This is a genomic window from Mesorhizobium sp. M0998, assembly GCF_040318885.1.
Classification (GTDB): Bacteria; Pseudomonadota; Alphaproteobacteria; order Rhizobiales; family Rhizobiaceae; genus Mesorhizobium.
This window is the reverse complement of the sequence record NZ_JAMYND010000025.1, coordinates 69,257-89,597: the sequence shown is the minus strand read 5'-3', so window position 1 is coordinate 89,597 and position 20,341 is coordinate 69,257. Positions and strand designations below refer to the sequence as shown.

Below are 20,341 nucleotides of genomic sequence, written 5' to 3'. Positions count from 1 at the left end.
AATACCCCACGGGATCGCATCCAGATCAGCAAAACCTATTCACTTCAACGACATAGACAGATGGGTGTTATGAAACAGGATTGTAGTCGGCGCGCCACAGGGCGATGGCGACGCGTGCCTGAGCCAGCGAAGTAAACAGCGTCTCGTTGAGCAGTTCATCGCGTAGTCGGCCGTTGAAGCTCTCGATGAAGCCATTCTGCATCGGCTTGCCGGGCGCAATGTAATGCCATTCGACGCGGTTCTGATCCGCCCAGGAGAGGATGGCGTTCGAGGTGAACTCGCTGCCATTGTCGCTGACGATCATTCTCGGCCGGCCGCGCTCGGTGATGAGCCGGTCCAATTCGCGGGCAACCCGCATGCCCGAGAGAGACGTATCAATGATGAGTGCCAGGCACTCTCTCGTGCAGTCGTCGACGACGGCCAGGATGCGGAAGCGGCGCCCGTCTGTGAGCTGGTCGGATACGAAGTCGAGCGACCAGCGCTCGTCGGGCCTCAGCGGCACCACCATCGGCGCCCTGGTCCCGATCGCCCGTTTGCGGCCGCCACGGCGGCGAACGGCGAGCTTCTCCTCCCGATAGAGCCGGAACAGCTTCTTGTGGTTCACGACCAGGCCCTCCCGCCTCAGCATCACGAGAAGACGCCGGTAGCCGAACCGGCGACGCTCCTGCGCGATCGCCTTCATCCGCTCGCGAAGCTCGCGGTCGTCCGGCCTGCTGGTCTCGTAGCGAACCGTCATGCGGCAACAGCCGATGGCTTTACACGCCCGCCCTTCGCTCATCCCGAAGCCTTCCTTCAGGCGAGCGACAGCTTTCCGCTTGGCCGCGGGCGTCACCATTTCTTTCCCACAAGATCCTTCAACGCGGCATTGTCGAGCATGGCGTCGGCCAGAAGCCGCTTCAGCCGCGTGTTCTCGTCCTCCAGAGCCTTCAGTCGCCGAGCCTCGGAGACATCCATCCCGCCGAAGCGGGCCTTCCAGTTGTAAATCGAGGCGTCGCTGACCCCGTGCTTGCGGCACAGATCGGCAACCGATACCCCGGCCTCATGTTCCTTCAAAATTCCGATGATCTGCTCTTCAGAGAAGCGGCTACGTTTCATGTCCTGGTCCTCTCGATGGGCCAGAACGAACTTCAAACCGGATTAGATCAGAGGGGCAAGGTCACCACCTGTCGGCCAATGTGACATCGCCACTGCGGTCCTTCGAACAAGTCGATTCGATTCTGAATTTCGGCCTTTAGATGATTGTAGCGATTGAATCAGCGATAAGGGCTGGGCAATCGCGGTTGTGGTGACCGCGAGCCACTAAGCTTGTGCCGTACCCTTACAATGGTTCATCAAGGCGTTTACCTCGGCAATCACGAGATCCGGCGTGATGTCGAACTTGCATCGGACTTTGACCGGACAATGCCGCACTTGGTCCAGACCACATCCGCGACATTCAATAACACTCATAAGCATGCTGACCAAGGGACCTCGAAACCCCCAAATCTCCGGTAGATGTGACGCCGTGAAAATGCCGATAGTAGGGCGGCCAAGCTGGGCAGCGACATGGCCGGTGCCTGAATTGTTCGAAACGACGAGGGCGGCCGAATTCACGAGACAATTGAATTCCAATTCTGACAAGTCGACAGCCGTCCGAATGTTCGCGGCCCCACGTTCCCTAGCTATCTTCGCAACCTCCTCAAGCGCTTCCAGGCATTCGCCACGGCCAACGAGGACCACCTCACCACGGGTCGAAAGAGCAGCGACAACTTTGCCAAAACTTTCAATCGGCCAATCTCGCAGGCTGGAATTGGAGAACGGAGCCACGACAATCGGGGCATTGCCTGTAGTCGAATTCTGTGGGTGACCCGCTCCGCTTTCGAAATAGGCAGCTGCCTTTGCGACCAGAAAGAGGAGGATTTCTGACACATGCTGGAGACGCACCTGCTTACGGTCAATGAACCAATCAAGCCATCTACGGGGGATTTTGTTAGCAAGCCCTATTTTTTGGACCAGCTTGTAGAAAATGGTTCTGCGCAGTTTCAGATTGAATGGCGCTATCGCAATATCGATCTGATGCATGCTGTACGGATCAACTATCGCCGCACGGTGCCTGGCGGGAACTTCAAGCAAGATCGGCCTTGTTTCTTCCGGAACACGCATATCAATGGCAAGATCAAACTCGCCGGTCAGCAGCGGCCTGATGTCCGCGGCTTCTTTGCGCGTTTTGACTTTTGGGTTGCGAGGAAAAAAGTCAAAAGCAACGTGATCGTCGGCGAGGTCGAACTGTTTTGCAGTAGCGATGTTCCAGCTTCCCACCACCAGCGTAATGTGGGCATGCGCAAAACGCTGACGAAGGTCCTTTAGAGGCCCTAGAGACATCCAAAAGTCGCCGACATGATCAAGCTTGAGGACCAAAATTCTCATCCTTGCGCTTGACTGTTCCGGCTCTTCCCAGCTGCGGTATATAATTTGATTGCCGTCGTGCTTTGTAAAATATGCCATTGCCATTCCGAAGATTATACGGTCAACACTGATAGCCCGGTGACGCGTGTGTAGGTTGGAGTGCTCCCCACTTTGTCCGCGTCTCCGCAAGAATTCTGCCATCAGATCCAAGCCGCGCTCCAGCAGGAGCTGTTGGGCGAAGTCTGCATCTCTAGCGATGGTGGCGCGCCAAGAAAGCCAGCTATGTCCCGACCCGCAATGTGAGGGGCTTCGTCACGGTCTCGCATGCAGTGAGTTCGGCAACGCCGAGTAGACGGTGATCGCCAAGCCGCCGTCCCCAGATCTCGGAGCATAACGGCAGTGGCCTCGCTCTTTGGTCGATGCTGATCCTGAATGCGACCGTCGCCGCCGGCGACGACACCGCCGGCCGCATTGACCGTCTCGGGCACGCCCTGTCGCTGTGGTCCCGCATCACGGTCGCTAGCAAGGACCCGCCGCAGCCGCTTTTTTCTGCGCGTCCGGTCGTCCAAGGTGAAGTGGACGAATCAACCCTGTGATGAAGTCGACTGCCTGCCAGCGGTGAGGTGGCAGGCGGCATCGATGAACACCATTATTCGCCGAGCTTGGATAGCGGCACCTCTATCACGCTGAGAGCCTGTTATGCTGGTCCAGCGTTTGATCGCAGTCTTGATCCATGCGAGCAGCTTGTGAGGGATGCAATCGAACGAGGCGCTGCTCCCACAGCCGTCGCAGGCCCTCCATCAGAGCTTCACGCTTAGCCTGATCCGGCGCAATTGTATTGAGGAGATCTCCCAACACGGCTTCGCCCTCAATCCGCATCAGCAGATTAAACAAGTCGTGTGAAATTCGTACACTGTCACTGCTGAAGTGGGTCGTGCTGATCTCGCAGTGAGTCTCCCGACGATCTGGCGCTTTGTAAGCGCGGGTTTGATGGAGGGACACATAGGGCGGCAACGAAACCGCAAGCGCAGTCCAATCCTGCAGCGTTGCAGCCCGCTTTTTTACCAGGAAGGGCCCGACCACAAGTCCATCCAGCTCTGTCGTCAGAAAGGTGGCAATCGCGTCTGCAACCGAATCCACGATCGGTTCGGCATTGTTGTTAAAGGACGTATTGAGCAGAATTGGAGTGCCTGTGCGCTTCTTGAACGCATTGATGACCTCCCAGTACGCGGGATTGGCGTTGCGCGATACTGTTTGCAGGCGAGCGGTACCGTCGACGTGCGTGATGGCACCGAGCAAGGCGCGCTTTGAGTCACGCACGCGAACGACGAAATTCATGAATGGAAATTCGTGCCTACCGTCCGGGAGGTCGAAAAATTCGCTCGCATCCTCCTCCAGCACAGATGGCGCGAAGGGCCGATAGCCTTCGCGCTTCTTGACCATCGCATTGATCCGGTCCTTGTTTGCGGCGGGCCGAGGGTCGGCAAGAATGCTGCGGTTGCCCAGCGCACGTGGCCCAAACTCCGAACGACCCTGCACCCAGCCGATCACGGCGCCGTTGGCGATCCAGTCGGCTGCACTGCTTGCCACGTCATCAGAGCGTTCAACCTCGAGATGTCCGGCCCATGCATTCAGTTCCTGTTGCACGGCGCGCTCGCTCCCGAGATCAGGACCCCAATAGACCCCCTGCAGTCGCTCACACGGCGCGGGGCGGCCCATCTCGTTAGAGACTATCAGCGCAGCTCCCAATGCGCAGCCAGCGTCGTGAGACGCGGGTTGCACGAAAATGTCTTCGAAAAGCCCTGAATACAGCAGCTTACCGTTCATCGTGCAGTTGTGGGCCACCCCCCCCGCCAGGCACAACCGCTTCATGCCGGTGGCCTCACGGTGATGCCGGAGAATGTGGAACACGATCCGCTCAAGCGCTTCCTGCAGTGACGCACTCACATCTCGATGCTGCTGGGTGAAGGGCATTCCCTTTCGCCTGACCTCGATATTGCGGAGCAACGCCGGACCGATGCGGTCGAGGTGAACACGGTAGCCACCGCCGTTGGCGGAGAGCTCGTAGAACTGCTCGAAGAGCTCGCGATACGGAGCGGGGTCGCCGTAGGGCGCGAGTCCCATTACCTTATACTCGTCGAACAAGCCGTAGCCGAGATAGCGGATCGTCTCGAGATAAAACAGCCCAAGAGAATTGTTCTCGGGGAAAGCCTCGAGTTGCGTAATTTCTGTGCCAGACCCTACCGCCAAGAGGCCCGATAGGAAATCACCAGAGCCATCAATCGCTAGAATGAGACTTTGTTCGAAGCCCGACATTGCAAAGGCGCTCACGGCGTGCGCCTGATGATGACTTACGAATGAAATACGCGAACTGTCCAACTTAGTGCCGAACTCACGCGTTAACAGATCCTGCACCAACGTTTTAGCATCCAACGGAATGGAGAGAATGTCCGGGTGGGATGCGGACATACCTTCAAGCATGGCGTTGGCATAGGGCTCGCTGGCGTAGAGCGCGACACGATCAATGTCGTTGAGCTGAACCCCCGCCGCTGACAGACAGTATTGAATCGAACGAATTGGGAGCTTGTTGGAGTGTTTCATCCGATTGAGGCGTTCCTCTTCGACGGCTGCTATCACCCGTCCGTCTCGGACGAGCACCGCGGCGCCATCGTGCATAAAGGCGTTCCGAAGCTCGAATCGGTTTTCATGGACTTGGTCAAGTCCGCCGCTAATTCCTAGACACAGCATTTCTTTCTCCACATAGTGACGGGCAAGCCAAATTGGCCTGCCTCAGACCGTTTCCAACTAAATAGGCCGCGTTGTCGCTTGCAGCTGCAACCGCCTGTCAGGCATCACCGGCATCAAAGAACGCCTCATAAGGGTCCGCCTGAATCAACATGAGATGCTTCGATCGTGGCGCCTGCCATTCCATGACGCCGAGAGCTTGGCTGGATCATCGAATCTTGAGCGGCTGCTGACTTGCATGCCGGCGATGCCGTTTTCATCTGCAGCACGAACTTGTGACGCGGGCTGCCTATATCCTTGCGAAGGGGCGGCTGTTGACGAATAATGCCGCGCCGTGAACTGGCCCGATTTCATTCCCCGAAAGACCGTCGCACAGGCGACTGACATGTGCTGCACTGTCCGCCTGCTTCCCGGTCGCACATCCGATAACGCCTTCGCTTGTGCAGGAGGCCGCATCGCGTCATTCGTCGGCCAAACATGGCACCGACTGGAAGCCCGGCAATACCGCGTAGATGTAAAGTGCGCTGATGTTGTATGGTAGCGCTGCCGGCCGGGTCTCCAATCCTCTGCCCAAACGAGCGGACTGCCTGCGGCAAAAAGCCCGCCACAAGCAGAATCGCGCTGGGCAGCTGGCTCGCCTGCAAGACTTCGCAGCTCAGGAACATTGGGGACGACTAGCGTCGAACCGCCGACATGATCGGCCAGTTGCAACTCACTTCTCGGCACGACCTCCACTGCACGTCAGGGCGCATGGAAGATTTTCTCCTTTGGATGGGTGACCGGTGCGGACGTGCTTTTGTCCATGCAAGATTTCCGAAGAGTTATGAAATCGTTTGTTTCGATCAAAGTCATCCACGCTATGAATAGCTGCCGGACATGCGCTTCAAAGGGGCTTAGGCTTCCCGGATGGCTACTCCGATTCGAAGCGCGTGGCATTCCATGCGCTCTATGACAACATTTTTCAGCAAAGGGTATGAGAGCAAACCCACACTTCTTTTTCAGAAGTCGCTTCGAAGCAGCCGAGGCCTTGATGGGCTTCTTCACCAAGTTCGGCGATGGTGCCGCAGACATTCTTCCTCTTTCCGGGCTGAACAAGCGCAGAGTTCGCGCCTTGGCAGTGTATCTGGGCGCTCCGTCTGATCTTGTTGAAAAGATCCCGACCGCCGACCTGGAGAACCTCGTCCCGGTCTCACATACGATGAGATTGACGACTTCCTCGAAGGCCAAGAGATCAACGAAGCGGCGCACAGGCGTATACTTCATGCGCATTCCAGCACAGCCCATAAGCGAGCGCTTCCCGTCACAACGATTGCCATGACGGGTTCGATATTTAGGCATCGGCAATAGCGTCTCAACATACACGATCGATGGGCTTGCCGCAGTTAGGCAGCTAGCGGCCTGAATTACCGCTGGAGCGAAGCGCTGCTCTTTCAGCCCGCATGCGGTCATGAGGTTGACAGTGTCGGCACGTATCGCCGAGGCCGGCACGCGAACTCATTCTCCCTGAATGCCTGCTCTATCGATCTTCCGCAGCGTACCCACTTGACCGGTCGCTTCGACATTCCAGGCACCTGGATTCTAGCCGATCCTTGCCGCTCTCCTTCGGCCGGTCGCAATGCTGGACGTGCGGCCGTTACGCGATGCAGAGCTGGTTGTCAGATGCGTGATGCGAAACGTGAGATGCAGCTCCAGTTTTGGCGATGGCAGGCGCGCCGCATTGTTGATATCATCCGCACAGAACAGGCGCGCAAATGACATCGGATTCAGAGAAGGCTGAGGCGGTCGAGCAGCTGCTTGATACACCTGACCTTGCAACAGCACTCGAAAGCGAACAGTTCAAGAAATTCCTTGACCAGGTGCCGATCGCCATAGCCGTTTCGGACCTTGCCGGTGAAGAGCGCGTGGTCTACGCCAATCCGGAATTCGAGAAACTGTCAGGCCTGACGGCCGCCAGGCTCACCCGAGAAAACTGGGCGGCCCTTTTAGGCACAGGCCTCCATCAGCAACAGGACAGGCCGCTAGCCGAGGCCGTGGTCGAGGGAACCGATCTGGTCGGCACCTTCAGGCTGGAACGCGGCGAGGACAAACCCGCGATTGTCGACGTTTATTCGAACGAGATAGAAGACGATAACGGCAAGGTTTGCTTCCGGCTGGTGGCGCTGGTCGACGTATCGGCTCACGGCGAGGCGGGAGATCAGCGCTCGGTGGAGGAGCGTGTCAGCGAGAAAGACACGCTGCTGCGCGAACTGCAGCACCGGGTGAAGAACAACCTGCAGATGATCACCGCGCTGATCCGGCTGGAAAGCCGCAACGCGACCGAGGCCGACCGGAGACGGTTTGAGCGGCTTGCCGGTCGCGTCGACGCTCTGGCGATCCTCTACCAGACGCTAACGGCCGACGAGCCGAAGGAGGAGGTCGATCTTGGCGTCTATCTCAGCCAGATCGCGTCCGCGGTGATGAGCTCGCATGCAGTCGAGGGGATCCGGCTGGATATGAAGGTGGATACATATCCCGTGTCAATAAACGTCGCCATGCCGGCCGGGCTGGTCGTAAATGAATTGCTGACCAATTCACTTAAGCATGCGTTCCGCGGCCGCGATGGCGGCACGATAACACTGCACAGCGTCGTCGATGGCGACGGCTGCCGGGTTATAGTGGCGGACGACGGAATCGGCCTGCCGGAAGGCGAGGTGTGGCCCAAACCAGGCAAGCTCGGAGCGCTGATCGCGCGATCGCTGACCGAGAACGCCAAGGCGCAGCTAGCCGTCGAGTCCAGCGCCAACAAAGGGACGAAGGTGACCATCGTTTTCAAGCGGTCGGCGGCAGCAAGCTGAACGGTTGCTGTCGAACTAGCAGGCTGGCGGCTGGCTTCATGTCACGGCTTTGAGCAGGTGGCTGCAAATAGGCTAGGTCGCCCTTCACGGCCTGCTTCACATGGTCGAGGTCTTCCATTATGCTCCAGGCTTGCTGCTTCCGACTTCGGCGGCCAGTCCATCCCCACCTAGCGGAAGGCACTCCCGCCTGATTACGTTGCGGCTTGAGTCTTGACGGCGGGGGCACCTGACGCCTTCGCGCTCATCACGCGCGGGCCGGCAATTCAGCAGCGAGTGATCGCTTGGCCAATCTTGCCGAGGACGAAGGTCTAACCTACAAATAAAATTGGTCCGACTGTTCGTGGCCGGAGGTAACCGCGAATTTGCGCTATCGGGACAGGAGAGCAGTGCTGTAGGCAAACCGCGATGCGTGCATTCGTTCGATTGGTTCTACGATTATCCTGACGCCTGGGTGACCAGTTGCACCAGTATTTCCTACTACGCGCAATCTTTGTAGGGTCATGTGCAGATCATCGCGGCCCGCCAAGACATCGGAAAACTGATCGACGATCCTTCAACCCCTGAGATATTGCGCGCCCGAATGGCATCGGCGGCCGCCACATAATAGTTTGCGGCAAAGACGGCCGCGATCGAACGGCTGAGGACGCGCTCGCCAACAGATTGCGCGACAGACGATGGGGTGGATACCGCGGATACGACGCCTGGTTCGATGCTCCGATCAACAACGCGAAGCTCGCCGCGACTTCCGTCTACAGCGATTCGGTTCAAAGGCTTGGCGCGTTGGACAAAGCTCGCCGCGCCGAAGCGCGATGCATAGAAGCCGGGATAGTCGCCCGAACACAAGTCGAACAAGCGGAGTGGTCGACCGTTTCGTCCTCCCCGGGGACGAGCCGGTTGCTCTGGCCTGGGGCGACCTGATGGGTCTTGCGGAGCACCGTCTCCAGCATGGCGATCAGGTCTTCGGGAAGTATGGCCTCATTCTGCACAGACGGTTTTGCATGGCTGTTACGGATGCCGGCGGGCACGGTGGCGATATGGCGGTCCTTTCGATCGAGCGGCTCGCCACGCTGCGTATAATTCCACGCCAGGGAGGAGAGACGGCGCTCGATCGTCGCCACAGAGTTTGGTTTCTTGTCTCCTGTAACCTTTCTGGATGCACGGGCCGTGATGTAGAGGCCGACGGTCTGCGGATCAGGCGGCAACACCTCCGAGGTGCTGCCGGCGCGCCCAGGCGCAAAAAATCCGCTCTCGACCGAGCGGCGTCAGACCGGTATTCTTATGGATGTTCATCCGGTCCCCCTGGAGTCACTGAAGCTTCGACAATCTCAGCTTTCCCGGTTCGGACCGGATGGACAAGCTACTGAAAGCTCACAACTAGCTACCAATGCGATCAGCTTTCGGGCTATCGGGCGCATCCAGGGAGGATGGGTATGTTCTTGGCTAACGGGCTCAAGCTGCGGGACCGCGGGTGCACGCTGGCACTGATGTTGGCGATCATATGTGTATGTGCGCCTGCACTGGCGGCAAACGCGTCGGATCAGGCGTGCCGGTCCATCGCCAAGCTCAAAATTCCAAGCGTGATCTTTAGCGAGGCTAGCCTTCAAAAGCCGCAGGAGATCCCCGCAGATCCCTTCACTGCATTCACCGGCGCCTCGCCTCAGGCGGTAAAAGTTGGCGGGCACTGCCTTGTCCGAGGTGTTATCGGGAAACGCCAGGGGGTCGATGGTCAATCATATGGCACCCGGTTTGAGGTGCGTCTTCCGACGACCTGGAACGACATGTTCCTTTTCCAGGGCGGCGGCGCAGTTGATGGCTTCCTGGCGCCGGCCGTCGGGACCATTCCTTGCCGGAACTCGACCGCGGCTCCCGGGCTCTTGCGCGGCTACGCTGTTGTAAGCATGGATGGCGGGCACCCAAGCCCCGATCCGGCTTTCGGGGTCGATCAAGCCGCACGCATTGATTTTGCGTACGCCTCCATTGGCAAAGTCACTTCGGTCTCGAAGCAGGTGATTGCAAAGTTCTATGGGGCGGCTCCGAAAAAGTCGGTGTTCATGGGATGCTCGAATGGCGGTCGTGAGGCGTTGATAGCGGCTCAGCGATATCCGCTCGAGTTCGACGGCATTGTTGCAGGTAGCCCGGGTTTTCGTCTCAGTGCCGCCAACATTGCCGAAGCCTGGGATACTCGCCAGTACATGAGCATCGCTCCCAAGGATGAGGCCGGCCATCCCATTCTATCCCGCGCCTTCTCCCAGCAGGATCTGAACATCGTCGCCAAGGCGGTTCTCGCTGCCTGTGATGCTCGCGATGGCATTGAGGATGGCGTCATCAATGCCTGGCAGCAGTGCCGGTTCGACCCAAAGGTCCTGTCCTGCCAAGGCGATAAGACGGACAGCTGCCTCACGGCTGGTCAAGTGCAGGCCATGAGCCGCGCGTTCGCGGGTCCGGAAAGCTCCGATGGCGAAAAGCTTTACAGCGATTGGCCATATGATACGGGCGTTGCGGGCGCGGACTGGAGAATGTGGAAGCTGGGCAATTCCCCCACTTCCCAGTCGGATGCAAATAACATCGTTCTGGGAGCCCGCTCGCTTCAATACTACTTCATGACGCCCCCGGCGCCGAATTTTGACCCCCTGAAGTTCGACTTCGACAAGGATCCGGCACGCGTTGCGGATACGGCCAAGCTCAATGATGCGACCGGCACGTATCTCGCCAGCTTCGCTGCCCACGGTGGAAAGCTGCTCTTGTTTCAGGGACTTTCCGATCCGGTCTTCTCAGCCAACGATCTGGTGCGCTGGTACAAGCAAGTCGTCGAGGTCACAAGCGGCGGCGATTTGGAAGCGACTCGCCGTTTCGTGCGCATGTTCATAATCCCGGGGATGACCCACTGCGGCGATGGCCAAGCCTTCGACGACTTTGATCCTTTGGCCGCCATCGAGGGCTGGATAAACCAAGACAAGGCTCCGGATTCTCTCGCGGCTGGCAGCAAGGCATTCCCCGGCAAGCACCAGCCGATCTGCGCTTATCCCACTCAAGCTGCCTATGGCGGTAAGGGAAATCCCGATGAGATCGCGAGCTATTCGTGTCGGGGATAAGAGACCTCGTCATTTGTTCGCTTCAATCTGCGCGCATTCCCGGAACAGGTCTCCCGGACCAAGGATCGGTTGGAAAAGCTAAACCCGGAATTTGTGGGCCGTGCCATAACGCAGTTGATGATCATGCCTGACGACGAAGCGTCGGCCGCCGATAGTCTGGACACAGCGCTCGCTGTGCTCGATGAGGTAATTGTTATCGCCTGAGATCTGACCGCCTCATCCCAGCGGACAAAACGGGGGCATCAGAGCCCGGACGCCTTGGTGAGATTTACGCGGAAACGATCGCGCCGGCGCTGATAATTTCCGTCATCTCCGCGGAGGCATGGCCGAGCTGTTTTTGCACATAGCGTTCGTCGACCTCGGCCGACGAGGCGAGGCCGGCGCGCAGTGAGTGGCCGGCGAATTTCTTGGCCCGTTCGCCCTCCGACAGATCGCCGCGCACGCCGGCGGCGAGCGCCGTGCGCTTGACCAGGCGTGCGACCTCCTGGTCGTTCAAGCGATCGGCACCGACGGCTCTGCCTTGACCAGCAACGCGCCGAAACAGCGGTCCGTGCGCAATGCGCGCCAGTCTTAGCCAGGTCTGCAGAGCGACCACAGGGCAGGTGGCTTCGGAGGAGCCGCGGCCGATTTCGACCTCGCGCCAGCCGGTTTTGCCGCGCAATGTGACAAGCAGACCCTTATCGGCAAAAATCTCGACCCAGCCGCGTCCGTCCTCGGTCTGATCCCTGCCGACGTCGAGGCCGACGATTTCGGATCGGCGAAGGCCGCCGGCGAAACCCAAAAGCAGCATGGCGCGGTCGCGCAGACCACGCAGCGTGCCGCGGTCGAGGGTCTCGAAGATGCGATCAGATCCTCGGGCAGGACCGCTTCCTTCTGCCGGGGAGGGGAGGCGTGGGTGTTTCGAACGCCAGCCATCACCGTGGCGATATGCCGGTCCTTGCGGTCCAGCGGCTGGCCGCGCTGGGCAAAATTCCAGGAGAGCGACGAAAGCCGGCGCTCGATGGTTGAAACGGTGTTGGGCTTTTTGTCGCCAGTGGCCGTACCTGACGCGCAGGCGGCGATATAGAGCCCGACGACCTCAGGATCGGGCGGGAACATCTCGATGCCTTGGCGCCGGCACCAGCTCGAAAAATGCTTCCAGTCGGCTGCGTAGGCGCGGCGCGTGTTGGCCGAACTCGCCGCCTCGATACAATCGCGCGCGCGGCCGGCGAGCGCCTCAAGCTGCGCAGGCAGGCTGGGATTGGCAATGGCTGGAAGGGGAGGGGACGAGGCTAGGTCGGCATCGCCCATCTGCATGACGATATCGATGATGTCGGGCAAAGCCGCGGCGCTTTGTGTGTGAAGCTTGTCCGAAATTCGTAGCATATTTCGGACATCTTGACCGTCACTTCGTCCGAAATCGGACCACAGATTTCGGACAAAGCCCCGGCATCAACCCGCCAATATCTCGATCTGCCGTCGCCGCTGCAAACGTCGCCTGTGAGAGGCGAGCCGCCTCTAAACTGGTCGTATATCCCGATTAATAATAAGAATGTAGTCTCCATATTTTAGAGGGCACGCATGCTGCCACTCAACCGGCCTGATCACCACACAAAGTGAGGAAGAACCTGGTTAGGTGCAAAGCGACAATTGCCTCGACAGCGGGTCCCGGAAGGTTTATGCTGCCCAATCTTACCGCAATCCGAAATGGCGATTGAGTACCTTCACGAGTGAAGGGATTCCCGCGGTCTTAGAGATGAGTTGTCGAATGGCGCGAAGTCGCACAGAATCGCGAAGTCGCACAGAATCGTGTGTTTGATACCGATCAGGATCGCGAGCTATTTCAGGCGCAGAGAGGTCTTGCGCCCGATGCACGAGTTGCTCCCGGTCCAACGGAAGTGAATGGGGTGGAACTGCTTTGTCGACCAAATTGTTGACGGAACGTCCGGCGCCCATTGTTGCTACATGTCTGGATTCTTGGGGCGTTTTGGATGATGCAATCCACCATCTCACTCCAAAGGGCAGTGGAATCTGGAACAATGTCGCTTTTGTACGCAGGACATCCTTCGCGCCCGATTGGCATATTGTCTTTAACTCTGCTTCTATTTTTGGGCTCCCTGTTGATATCGAGGCGAGTCCAAACAGGACAATTTTTGCAATCGGCGAACCGCCGACGAAAGCTCATCGCGCATTTCATGAAGGGCAAGGGAAAAATACCATCGTCCTGACGTCTGACGCAGAGCTGGCTGCTCGGCAGAATGCAGAGCGCCGATTCGTTTTGTCTCCACCTATCACTCGGTCTTGGTCTGTAACAAAGACATATGACCAACTTCTGGTCAGCGAAGTCGTGGACAAGCCGCTTCGGCTCTCATGGATTACCAGTAACATCGCCCTGCTTAAAGGGCATCGATATCGGCTGGCGTTTCTGGAACGGCTGAGAGAGGAGCTCGATTTTGACCTGTTCGGCCGAGGTTTTCGGCTGATTGGAGATAAATGGGACGCACTCGCACCGTACCGTTACAGTATAGCTTTCGAGAATACTCGTGCTGATTACTATTTTACAGAGAAGCTTATGGACTGCTTCGTTGCTGAAACAATGCCGATCTATTACGGCAGCCCGGCAATCACGAGGTTCTTCCCTTCCGACTCAATGGTTCTGATTGACCCAGAGGACAAGAACGTAATCCAAAAAATTCAAGAAATCATCGACTCGGACCTCTGGAAGGAGCGTCGCGGCGCAATACAAGAGGCGAAGCGGTTGGTTCTTGAGAAATACAATACGTTTGCTTATCTCGCGGGCTTCATCGAAAGCGTTCACGATAAACCCTTACCGCCGGAAGTTATACACATCGGTTCGCCTGCGGTCGATTTTGGGACAGACGAATGAAGTACTCCAACGCTCGCTTCGCGTGCCCGGCGGTTGGTGGTCTGGCGAGATCGGTACGGAGCGCTCGGCGGAGAATGCCTACCTGCGCAGACGGGCCGGCACGGGCGCACGAGATCATGCGCCCCCGGCTGCCGCTGATCAGACGAACTGGGGAAGGCCAGGAACGGAATTGAGGACCTCGTCCACGAGTTCGTCGCCGGCATGTTCCTTGGCGAAGGCGATCGTCTCGTTGGCGATGGCGGCGATCTTTAGAATGCTGAGACCCTCACTCATCAATTGCTGGCCGAGCCCCATGAGGCCGCCTCCGCCCTCTGGGTCGTTGCCATGATACTTCGCCACTAATTCCGAAGCTCCGGGAATGGCCGCGATCATGCGCGCAACGGGACCGTCGGCCGCGTGGCGTTGCAGGAAACCCAGCATTAACCCAACGGCCTTCTCTGCGAGAGCCGGGCCGATGCCGGCACCAGTGGCGATGCGCGATAAGAATTCTTCCATGGCAGGGTTCGTCTCTCTTTAATGAGGTTTACACGGGGCCGGTCCGGCGCCCAAAGCGCCCTTGGCCGAACCACAATTGAACTCCACAAAAATAGGCCGGCGGAAGTGCTATTGCAACTGCGCGTAAAACCGCCTCTGTCAACGCAAGCTGCGTCGGACGTGCGTATTTCGCAAAAACGGGACAGTCGTTCCGCTAAATCGCGGACAGCAGTTTCACTAATTCGCGGACAGCAGGATGGGGTCGGCGCTCGGTTGCCTGGTTGAAGTCATTTGCGATTGATTTCGCCGTTTTCGGCGCCGGTCAAGGGCGGCGGTGTTTTTTGCTTTCTCATGCTGTCGCCTTCGAGGGTGATGCGATGGGCGTTGTGGATGATCCGGTCGAGAATGGCGTCGGCTATTGTCGGCTCCGCGAATGCTTCATGATGCACCTTTCCTTGATCGCCTGGTCCGTTGCAGTCGGCGTTGAAGTTGATCGATCTGGTCGCTGGAAAGGTTTCCGCTTGGCCGCGGGCGTCACCATTTCTTTCCCACAAGATCCTTCAACGCGGCATTGTCGAGCATGGCGTCGGCCAGAAGCCGCTTCAGCCGCGTGTTCTCGTCCTCCAGAGCCTTCAGTCGCCGAGCCTCGCAGACATCCATCCCGCCGAAGCGGGCCTTCCAGTTGTAAATCGAGGCGTCGCTGACCCCGTGCTTGCGGCACAGATCGGCAACCGATACCCCGGCCTCATGTTCCTTCAAAATTCCGATGATCTGCTCTTCAGAGAAGCGGCTACGTTTCATGTCCTGGTCCTCTCGATGGGCCAGAACGAACTTCAAACCGGATTAGATAAGAGGGGCAAGGTCAAGGTCGATGACTCAACTGTTGTGTGGGGAGAGCTCTTACTTCTCATTCGCTCCAAATGCGGACGCGGCGCACGAGCTCGGAAGTTGAGATCCCGTAGCGATCGTGAAGCGTCGGCAGCGCGCCAGCGTCGAGGAACTCGTCGGGCAGGGCGATCTGGCGAAAGACTGGGGTCACTCTCTCGCGCATCAGCAGCGCGGCAACGCCTTCGCCAAGGCCACCAATGATGGTGTGGTTCTCCGCCGCCACCACCAGCCGTCCCGAACGGCGCGCGGCAGCGAGTATCGCCTCCGTATCCAGAGGTTTGATCGTCGGAACGTGCAGAACGGCGCAGCCGATCCTGTCGGCTTCAAGCGCCTTCGCGGCCTCCAGCGCGCGCATGGTCATCAGGCCGCTGGAAATGAACAATACGTCCGCGCCCTCGCGCAGCATTCGCGCCTTGCCGATTTCAAATGTATAGTCGTCTTCGTCGAGCACGACAGGAACCTTACCGCGCGAAAGCCGCATGTAGACCGGCCCGTTGTAGTCCGCGATCGCCTCCGTGGCCTGTTCGATGTCGAGCGCGTCGCAAGGGTCGATGATCGTCAGGTTCGGCATCCCGCGGAAAATCGCGATGTCCTCCGTCGCCTGGTGGCTGGGGCCGTAGCCGGTCGTCAGCCCCGGTAAGGCGCAGACGATCTTCACATTGAGTTTCTCCTCGGCGATCGCCATGCAGATGAAATCGTAGGCACGTCGCGATGCGAAGACGGCGTAGGTGGTGGCGAAGGGCGTAAAACCCTCCCGCGCCAAGCCGGCGGCGGCGCTCATCAGCACCTGCTCCGCCATGCCCATCTGATAGAAGCGGTCCGGATGCTCCTGTGCGAAGACATGGAGATCGGTGTATTTCGCGAGGTCCGCCGTCAGGCCAACTATCCCGGGCCGCTGGTGCGCCAGTCTGGCCAGTGTGTGCCCGAACGGCGCATTGCGTGTCGGTACGCCATCGGGCGCGATCGACGCGATCATCGCCGATGTGGTCTTGCGCTCACCGGCATTGGCGGCGTGGCGCGGCGCGAACTTTGACAACCTCAACGCGGACGTCCCTTTTCCAAAGCTTCGAGCGCTAACGTCCATTCGTGCGGTTCGACGCGGATGAAATGCGTGATGTCGCGGGTTTCCAGGAATGGCACACCCTTGGCCATGCGCGTATCGCAAACGATCACACGCGGACGAGGTTCCTTCAGGCCGCGCGCCATGTCGAAGGCCTTGCGGACCGCCTCGATGTCGTTGCCGTCGACGCGCTGCGCATGCCAGCCGAACGCCTCGAACTTGTCGGTCACCGGTTCGGAGGAGAGCATGGCCGTCGACGGACCATCGGCCTGCTGATTGTTGAAGTCGACAATGGCAATGAGATTGTCGAGCTTGTGGTGGGCGGCCGACATCGCGGCTTCCCAGGTCGAGCCCTCACCGAGCTCGCCGTCGGACAAAAGATTGTAGACGAAACTGTCGCTTCGCTTGCGCGTCAGCCCCATGCACATGCCAACGGCAATGCCAAGGCCGTGACCGAGCGAGCCGCCGGTGATCTCCATGCCGGGCGTGTATGGCGCCATGCCGGACATCGGCATACGGCTTTCATCGCTGCCATAGGTTTCGAGCTCTTCCTCCGGCAGCACGCCCGCTTCGATCAGAGCCGCGTAGAGCGCGATCGCATAGTGTCCGATCGACAGCAGGAAGCGGTCGCGTCCCTCCCACAACGTGTCCTCCGGCCGGTAACGAAGCGCATGGAAATAGGCGACGGCAAGCACGTCGGCGACACCCAGCGCCTGTCCGACATAACCTTGGCCCTGGACTTGACCCATCCGCACGGCGTGTCGGCGGATACGATAGGCTCGTTCGGCCAGGCTGACATTGCTGCCAGCGCGAGGCATCTCAAGCTCCGTTGTCCACTCAGCCATGGATTAGCATCCCACCGTTGACATCGATCACGGCGCCGGTGATGTAGCTGGCCAGATCGGAAGCCAGGAAGAGATAGGCGCCGGCTACGTCGCGCGCCTCGCCCAGCCGGCTGAGCGGGATTCCCTTGATGATGTCGGCGCGCATGGCGTTGGTCAGTTTGCCGCCGGTGATGTCGGTCTGGATCAGGCCCGGTGTGATGCAGTTGACGCGGATGCCTTCGGGACCGAATTCGCGCGCCATGGCCTTGGCAAGCCCCAGAACACCCGCTTTGGCAGCCGAATAGTGCGGGCCACCGAAGATGCCGCCGCCGCGCTGGGCCGAAACTGACGACATGCAGATGATCGAGCCGCCGCCATTTTCGCGCATGTTCGGGATGAATGCCTGGCTGAGATGGAGCACGCCGCGTAGGTTGACATCGAGGATGCGGTCCCAGTCAGCCGCGCTGATCTCCAGCGTCTTGACCGGCTGCGTGACGCCCGCATTGTTGCAGAGCACATCGATCCTGCCCAAGGTTTCTGTCACTTGCGCCGCCGCCCTCTTGCAGGCGTCGAGGTCCGCGACGTTGCACGCAAGGCCGATATGGTCGGGTCCAAGCGACGCAGCGGCGTCACGCGCTTGCCCGTCATCGAGGTCGAGTATTGCAACGCGAGCCCCGTGCTGTACCATCAGCGCTGCCGTGGAGCGGCCAATTCCCCGGGGGCCCGCGGCCCCCGAAATCACCACGGCCTTGCCCTTCAGCAACAAGTCGAACTCTCCTGCTATTTCTGTTTGCCGGTGATCTAAAGTCGGTAGAACCGGGCGGCGTTGTCATGGAACAGCGCGAGCCGCTCCTCGTGTGGGCGATCGTAATTTCCTTGAAGGCGTTCAAAATGGCGTCGAAGCTCGAGAACAGCTTGTCGACGGGGAAGTTCGTCGCGAACATCGAGCGGCCGACGCCGAAGGCTGCGATCGCCTCCTCGATGCTCGGCGCCGTCGACCTGCATGCCGGTGTGATTGAGAATGATCTGCACGTCGGGAAAGTCGCGCGCCAGTTCGAGGAACTCGCTCATCTGCGGATAGTAGAGCTGCGGGTCGAAGCTCAGCCCGCGCTTCGCCAGCTCCCGGAAGCCGCGCCGCCATTCGGGCGTACGACTGACCTCCGGCCGCGCCAGATAGGTCTTGGCGGGGTCGGGATGATAATTCATCGGCTGCCGCATGCCGCGGAAGTTCGGATATTCCATGTGGCGGTCGAGGAGGTCGCCGACGTCGGGTTGGGACAGGTCGGCATAGCCGACGATGCCATGCGGAAAGCCTCGCTTGTTGGCGATCTCCTGCAGCCAGCGCGTTTCCCCAACCGGATCGCCGGGATCGAGAAGCAGCACTTCGGCTCCGGTGGAAAGGGCACGAGCGATCCGGACGATCTGGCCTTCGTGGAGGGACAATTTGCGTGCCGGCATTATCGATGATCGCTTCGCCGATCGCTGGGTCGATCAGCTGGAGCGCTCCGAGCGCAGTCTCGCGCGTGCGGCGACGGCTGATCTGCGACCAGCCCGACCTCGCATGCACAATGCCGATGTTTTCCGCGACCGGACAGCTCGGGCAACAGCGCCAGCTCCTGATGCACCACCGCGACGATCGGGCTGTTGTGGTCGGCCTTCGACGAGGCGAAGCCAATCTCGCCGGCTTCGCGTGAGGTCAGCCCTGTGACGATGCGGATGAGAGTGCTTTTGCCGGCGCCGTTGCCGCCCAGGAGCGCGTGGATTTCGTCGGCCCGGACCTGAAAACTCACACCCCGCAGGACACGGGTTGCGTCATAACTCTTCTCGATATTGGCAGCTTCGATCAGGGGCTTCCTGGTCCATACCTGTCCAACTCCCGGCACGTTGCCGGCGCTACCCAAGCTTTGGGTTGAACTCGGCTCCATCCTGTATCTCCTTCCGGGACCACTGTGCGACCGATTGACATTCGGCTCAATTTTCGTTTCTTAACATTCTGTGTAGCTGAGCTTAACTGACGAGGACGAGGTCAGACATCAAGTTCAATTCGATGACGCATTTCGAGGCAGTCGCGCGGCTCGGCGGCGTGGCAAAGGCCGCTCAGGAATTGCAGGTGACACCTTCGGCGGTTAGCCAGCAGCTGCGGCTGCTCGAACACCAACTCGGGGTGCGGCTTTTTCAGCGCGAAAAGCGCCATCTCTCGCTCACGATTGACGGTGAGCGGCTCTTCCAGACCACGACCCAGGCTTTCGAATCCATACGCGAGGTGCGTAATGCCATTGTGCGGCAGCGCGAAAGCTTCCAGCTTAGCCTGCGCGTCAGTCCTTCCTTCGGCGAGAAATGGCTGGCGCCGCGGTTGGCCGAGTTCAGCAAGGGCTATCCGAGCTGGAATTTGCGCGTCGACGCCACGCCCAATTTCTCGGATTTCGAAACGGAGGTCATCGATCTCGATCTTCGTTATGGCGGCGGCGGCTGGGCCGGCCTTTATTCGGATTGCGTCGTCAACGATCTGATCCTGCCGATGTGCTCGCCTTCCTATCTTGCCGAACTGCGCGCGATCTCACCGGATCCGCGCGAGCAGCTTCGCCATGCGCGGTTGATCGACAGTGTGAAGGCCTATTTCCGGTGGGATTATTGGCTGCCGTGCAACGGTATCCAGGGCGCCCGCACGACGTATCCCTATCGTTTCGACCGTTCGTCAATGTCGGTTCAACTGGCGAAGGACGGTGCAGGTGTGGTCCTGGAAAGCACATCCATCGCATTCGAGGACCTGGTGTCGGGTTCTCTGGTTCCGGTCTCGATAGAGTTCGAGGTCATCGAGTTTCCGGGATACTGGCTGGTCTGTCCTTCGCGGCATATGAACCGGCGCGCGGTTCGCCTGTTTTCGGACTGGGTGTCACGCGTGGGTAAGCGCGACACCGATCTGGCTCGCCGGTTTCTGGCGGATAAGCAACTGCGCATATCGTTCGAACGACGGCCTCATTTCGGGGCACGGGATGACAAAGCGGCGCCAATGGCGTGAACAGTTCGGCGTTCAAGACATGGCAAGACGAAGATTGACAGCACGTTGCGGTTGAGGAGCTGGCAAAACCCAGGCTGTGTGCAAGCGAATGGGTTGGCCCCGCTTTTCATTTTCCGCGTAGCCTGTGCCTGTGGCTGCCCGCGCCACAAGGCGT

Annotated in this window: 13 protein-coding genes and 7 pseudogenes; 7 read left to right on the top strand and 13 right to left on the bottom strand. The window is 59.2% G+C overall.

Translation table 11 applies throughout. The features are described from left to right. Positions 1-79: 79 nt before the first annotated feature. Together NKH59_RS22505 and NKH59_RS22500 are read right to left on the bottom strand one after the other, a co-directional pair. Positions 80-1,095, bottom strand: a pseudogene (locus tag NKH59_RS22505) (IS3 family transposase); the annotation flags it as partial. A 204-nt stretch (positions 1,096-1,299) separates the two neighbouring features. Then, entirely contained in the window at positions 1,300-2,484 is a 1,185-nt protein-coding gene (locus NKH59_RS22500; protein WP_352453586.1) for a glycosyltransferase family 9 protein, read from the bottom strand. 320 nt (positions 2,485-2,804) lie between these two features. Between NKH59_RS22500 and NKH59_RS22495 the strand changes: the two genes are divergently transcribed. After that, the gene (locus NKH59_RS22495; protein ID WP_352457364.1) at positions 2,805-2,981 is read left to right on the top strand and encodes a hypothetical protein; all 177 of its coding nucleotides are present in this window, start codon (positions 2,805-2,807) and stop codon (positions 2,979-2,981) included. 85 nt (positions 2,982-3,066) lie between these two features. Here the strand turns inward: NKH59_RS22495 and NKH59_RS22490 are convergent, their stop codons facing one another. Continuing rightward, positions 3,067-5,133, bottom strand: a complete 2,067-nt coding sequence (locus tag NKH59_RS22490; protein WP_352474134.1) for a carbamoyltransferase family protein — start codon at positions 5,131-5,133, stop codon at positions 3,067-3,069. Between the two features lie 1,012 nt (positions 5,134-6,145). Between NKH59_RS22490 and nadE the strand changes: the two are divergent. The 3 genes and pseudogenes from nadE to NKH59_RS22475 all read left to right on the top strand — a co-directional run. Further along, positions 6,146-6,477, top strand: a pseudogene (gene nadE, locus NKH59_RS22485) (NAD(+) synthase); the annotation flags it as partial. 404 nt (positions 6,478-6,881) lie between these two features. Further along, positions 6,882-7,964, top strand: coding sequence for a sensor histidine kinase (locus NKH59_RS22480; RefSeq protein ID WP_353023096.1), 1,083 nt, complete (start codon positions 6,882-6,884; stop codon positions 7,962-7,964). Positions 7,965-8,624: 660 nt separating this feature from the next. Beyond that, the gene (locus NKH59_RS22475) at positions 8,625-8,882 is read left to right on the top strand and encodes an aminopeptidase (RefSeq protein ID WP_352453904.1); all 258 of its coding nucleotides are present in this window, start codon (positions 8,625-8,627) and stop codon (positions 8,880-8,882) included. A 2-nt stretch (positions 8,883-8,884) separates the two neighbouring features. On the opposite strand, the pseudogene NKH59_RS22470 reads toward NKH59_RS22475, so the two are convergent. Then, positions 8,885-9,203, bottom strand: a pseudogene (locus tag NKH59_RS22470) (integrase); the annotation flags it as partial. 185 nt (positions 9,204-9,388) lie between these two features. Between NKH59_RS22470 and NKH59_RS22465 the strand changes: the two are divergent. Continuing rightward, positions 9,389-11,056 (top strand): tannase/feruloyl esterase family alpha/beta hydrolase, encoded by a 1,668-nt coding sequence (locus NKH59_RS22465; protein ID WP_353023094.1) that lies wholly within the window; start codon positions 9,389-9,391, stop codon positions 11,054-11,056. A gap of 242 nt (positions 11,057-11,298) precedes the next feature. Here NKH59_RS22465 and NKH59_RS22460 read toward each other — a convergent pair. Then, positions 11,299-12,421, bottom strand: a pseudogene (locus NKH59_RS22460) (site-specific integrase). A 532-nt stretch (positions 12,422-12,953) separates the two neighbouring features. Between NKH59_RS22460 and NKH59_RS22455 the strand changes: the two are divergent. Then, complete coding sequence (locus NKH59_RS22455; RefSeq protein WP_352453731.1) at positions 12,954-13,922, top strand: glycosyltransferase family 10 domain-containing protein; 969 nt, start codon at positions 12,954-12,956, stop codon at positions 13,920-13,922. 138 nt (positions 13,923-14,060) lie between these two features. On the opposite strand, the gene NKH59_RS22450 is transcribed toward NKH59_RS22455, so the two are convergent. From NKH59_RS22450 to NKH59_RS22415, 8 genes and pseudogenes are all read right to left on the bottom strand, one after another. Then, positions 14,061-14,417, bottom strand: a complete 357-nt coding sequence (locus tag NKH59_RS22450) for a hypothetical protein (RefSeq protein WP_352453730.1) — start codon at positions 14,415-14,417, stop codon at positions 14,061-14,063. Positions 14,418-14,683: 266 nt separating this feature from the next. Further along, a pseudogene (locus tag NKH59_RS22445) lies at positions 14,684-14,839 on the bottom strand (ATP-binding protein); the annotation flags it as partial. Positions 14,840-14,910: 71 nt separating this feature from the next. Beyond that, positions 14,911-15,197, bottom strand: a pseudogene (locus tag NKH59_RS22440) (transposase); the annotation flags it as partial. A 106-nt stretch (positions 15,198-15,303) separates the two neighbouring features. Then, the gene (locus NKH59_RS22435; protein ID WP_502895560.1) at positions 15,304-16,326 is read right to left on the bottom strand and encodes a transketolase family protein; all 1,023 of its coding nucleotides are present in this window, start codon (positions 16,324-16,326) and stop codon (positions 15,304-15,306) included. Beyond that, positions 16,323-17,162: a transketolase gene (locus NKH59_RS22430; RefSeq protein WP_352453734.1), complete on the bottom strand. Its 840-nt coding sequence runs from the start codon at positions 17,160-17,162 to the stop codon at positions 16,323-16,325. Before NKH59_RS22430 ends, NKH59_RS22435 begins: the two co-directional genes overlap by 4 nt. Before the next feature lie 19 nt (positions 17,163-17,181). Continuing rightward, positions 17,182-17,934, bottom strand: coding sequence for an SDR family NAD(P)-dependent oxidoreductase (locus NKH59_RS22425; RefSeq protein ID WP_352453729.1), 753 nt, complete (start codon positions 17,932-17,934; stop codon positions 17,182-17,184). 35 nt (positions 17,935-17,969) lie between these two features. Then, a pseudogene (locus tag NKH59_RS22420) lies at positions 17,970-18,539 on the bottom strand (amidohydrolase family protein); the annotation flags it as partial. 86 nt (positions 18,540-18,625) lie between these two features. Then, a complete protein-coding gene (locus tag NKH59_RS22415; protein WP_353023092.1) occupies positions 18,626-19,093 on the bottom strand; it encodes an ATP-binding cassette domain-containing protein in 468 nt (155 codons plus the stop codon). 122 nt (positions 19,094-19,215) lie between these two features. On the opposite strand from NKH59_RS22415, the gene NKH59_RS22410 reads away from it, so the two are divergent. Continuing rightward, entirely contained in the window at positions 19,216-20,187 is a 972-nt protein-coding gene (locus tag NKH59_RS22410) for a LysR substrate-binding domain-containing protein (RefSeq protein ID WP_353023090.1), read from the top strand. The last annotated feature ends 154 nt before the right edge of the window (positions 20,188-20,341 follow it).

Bases quoted from the DNA above. Each gene is read 5' to 3' on its own strand.
- NKH59_RS22500 (WP_352453586.1), bottom strand. From the start codon at position 2,484: ATGGCATATTTTACAAAGCACGACGGCAATCAAATTATATACCGCAGC.
- NKH59_RS22495 (WP_352457364.1), top strand. From the start codon at position 2,805: ATGCTGATCCTGAATGCGACCGTCGCCGCCGGCGACGACACCGCCGGC.
- NKH59_RS22490 (WP_352474134.1), bottom strand. From the start codon at position 5,133: ATGCTGTGTCTAGGAATTAGCGGCGGACTTGACCAAGTCCATGAAAAC.
- NKH59_RS22480 (WP_353023096.1), top strand. From the start codon at position 6,882: ATGACATCGGATTCAGAGAAGGCTGAGGCGGTCGAGCAGCTGCTTGAT.
- NKH59_RS22465 (WP_353023094.1), top strand. From the start codon at position 9,389: ATGGGTATGTTCTTGGCTAACGGGCTCAAGCTGCGGGACCGCGGGTGC.
- NKH59_RS22450 (WP_352453730.1), bottom strand. From the start codon at position 14,417: ATGGAAGAATTCTTATCGCGCATCGCCACTGGTGCCGGCATCGGCCCG.
- NKH59_RS22430 (WP_352453734.1), bottom strand. From the start codon at position 17,162: ATGCCTCGCGCTGGCAGCAATGTCAGCCTGGCCGAACGAGCCTATCGT.
- NKH59_RS22415 (WP_353023092.1), bottom strand. From the start codon at position 19,093: ATGGAGCCGAGTTCAACCCAAAGCTTGGGTAGCGCCGGCAACGTGCCG.
- NKH59_RS22410 (WP_353023090.1), top strand. From the start codon at position 19,216: ATGACGCATTTCGAGGCAGTCGCGCGGCTCGGCGGCGTGGCAAAGGCC.